The sequence below is a fragment of the uncultured Nostoc sp. genome (assembly GCF_964245445.1).
Classification (GTDB): domain Bacteria; phylum Cyanobacteriota; class Cyanobacteriia; order Cyanobacteriales; family Nostocaceae; genus Nostoc.
On sequence record NZ_CAXTNE010000234.1, the window covers coordinates 1 to 2,261 of the forward strand.

Below are 2,261 nucleotides of genomic sequence, written 5' to 3' on the forward strand. Positions count from 1 at the left end.
TTTTACTTCAAATCCTTTACATGTGGTACTTTAACGAGTCTTCTCGCCCCCTCAAGACGAAATCAATAGACCTCTTGCAAAAGTCGGTCAGGCAAATTCGGTTTGGGGGAGATGAAGCTCGTAATTGTAGAGAGCAGCAATCAGATTAAACCTCGAACTAAATCTTTTTCGACGATTTCTATAAGTAAGGGACAAAATTTTAAATATCTTCAGTTTCCGATGTACATGCTCACCTAAAACTCTGATTTTAGCTAATTCTTAATTACTCTTTTTATCTTCAGAAGTTAACTTACCTCCTCTAGGTTTTTTCTTGGGAATCCGACTATTTGCGTGTAGTTTTTGAATCCCTTGATAACCCTTATCTCCCAAGCATTCTATGTCTTCTCTCAACCTAACTTTACTGTTTTTAAATATACGAAAATCATGCTCTCTACCCTTACCATGAGCGGTACAGATGATTTGATCATTCGCTTGGTCTACCACTATCTGTGACTTCAATGTATGCTGTTTCTTTTTCCCACTATAGAACTTTTTTTGTTTTTTTTAGGTCGTTCAATCGGACTTTCTGTTACATCAACTACTACTACTTCTAACTGATAATTAGAAGTAGTGAGTTTTTTCTTGCCTGGAAGCGTAAATATCCGATATTTCATGAGCGTATCTTCTATTTTTCGGATAATTCGGTAAACTGTAGACTCATTTATTCCCCAGGATTGACCTATATGAAAGTAGGTACGGTACTCTCCGGAGGCGGAGCGTCTCCGGCTCCGCTCCAATATTCCAATGTCATCAACAATTGGTCTTCTAAGCTTAATTTACCTGGTCTTCCTGTTTTCTGTTTTGGCTGACTGTGCGTAGGCGCAGCCCGTCGTAGACATCGCAGTACTTCCAGCATCTGGTTAAAAGTATCTGGCCTCACACCACACATTGCTGTAAAGTCTTCTGACTTTAGACTCTTTACCTGTTCGTAGGTCATTGATGCTACCCAACTCTAACCTACTTGTCCCACGCATTTAGGACTTTTGCAAGAGGTCTAATTTCTGCCCAGTGTTCTTTGATGCCTGCTTGCTGGTTGGCAAAAAAGCGACTGACATACTCATTGATAATGCCCCAGATGGCGATCGCAGCTCGGTCGAAGTGGTTGTTCACCACATAATTCGGCAGGGTTTGTTGGCGGGGACTCCAGTTGCGGTAGGTCAGGTTTGCGGGCATGAAGGGTAGAGGGCTTTCCTTTTTTGCCAATAGAGGAAAACTGGCCGCAGCTAAACCCTTAAATAACTGGTGGAAGTTAGCCAGCCAGCGATCTGTTGGCTGCACCTCAGCTGGAAGCACTTTGTCGGGATCAAACCTGCTAATATCGCCGATTTTGCTAGCATAGGGAAATTGCTCTTTGCGGGTTAGAGGTGCAATTGGCAATTCTGATGTGCCCCAGGTTGCACCACCATAAATAATGCCGTAGCTGTCGGATCGCGTTGTATCGTAAGCCACTGTACCAGAGCCTTTGTTTAAAGGCCAGTAAGCAACCAGTTCCGGTTCGTTATACGCCAACCGTTGAGAAAAGTTAGCCTGGATTTCGGCTGCGGTGCGTGCTTTCTTCCAGACGCGAATATCGGCGAGTTGACCTGCCAGGAGGGAATCGTTTGGATAGCTTTTGCCAATCAGTAATTCAGCATCGGCGTTGTCCGCTATTTTCCCCTCCAGTTTGCTCGCTCCTTGAGACTTGCCGTTGACGAACAGTTCAACTTGCTGGTTACTGACGACAACAGCAAGATGATACCAGCGATTGAGGTCAATTTCAGCCGTTTTTGTATTCCATGCTTCCGACAACTCCTGGTTTTTCTTATCTTTTGTGGAGTAGATAAACTTCGGGATCTTCTTGGCATCGTCAATAAACAGACCATAGAAGATCGCTTCTTTCTCAACAGGTGGTTGACCTGGTTGATTCTGTTTAGCAAAGATATGACTATTATTATACCGAGCTAGATTCACCCAGCATTCTAGGGTTATCGTTTCAGTTAAATTCAAAGCATTGAAAACACCGCCCTTACCGCAATTTATATAGTCATCTTTGCCATCGAATAACAGTACGGGTTGACTGCTCGATTGCTCTGAAGGTGGTTGTTTTGGTGTGGGAGCGATCACTTCAATTTTAATGGAAGAAGTTTGCTTTAGGCTTCCATCAATATTTTCAATTCCATCTAAGACTATTGATGTTTTGTTGAGTGAACTATCACTCCTTTTGCAAATGGCTGATAGTACAT

General features: G+C 43.0%; 1 protein-coding gene and 1 pseudogene. Both read right to left on the reverse strand.

Annotated features, from left to right (window positions below; translation table 11 throughout):
• Positions 1-87: 87 nt before the first annotated feature.
• Positions 88-976, reverse strand: a pseudogene (locus ACFE90_RS29015) (IS5 family transposase).
• A gap of 20 nt (positions 977-996) precedes the next feature.
• Positions 997-2,261 (reverse strand): LamG domain-containing protein (locus tag ACFE90_RS29020; protein WP_375505839.1); only part of this gene is annotated, 1,265 nt, incomplete at its 5' end.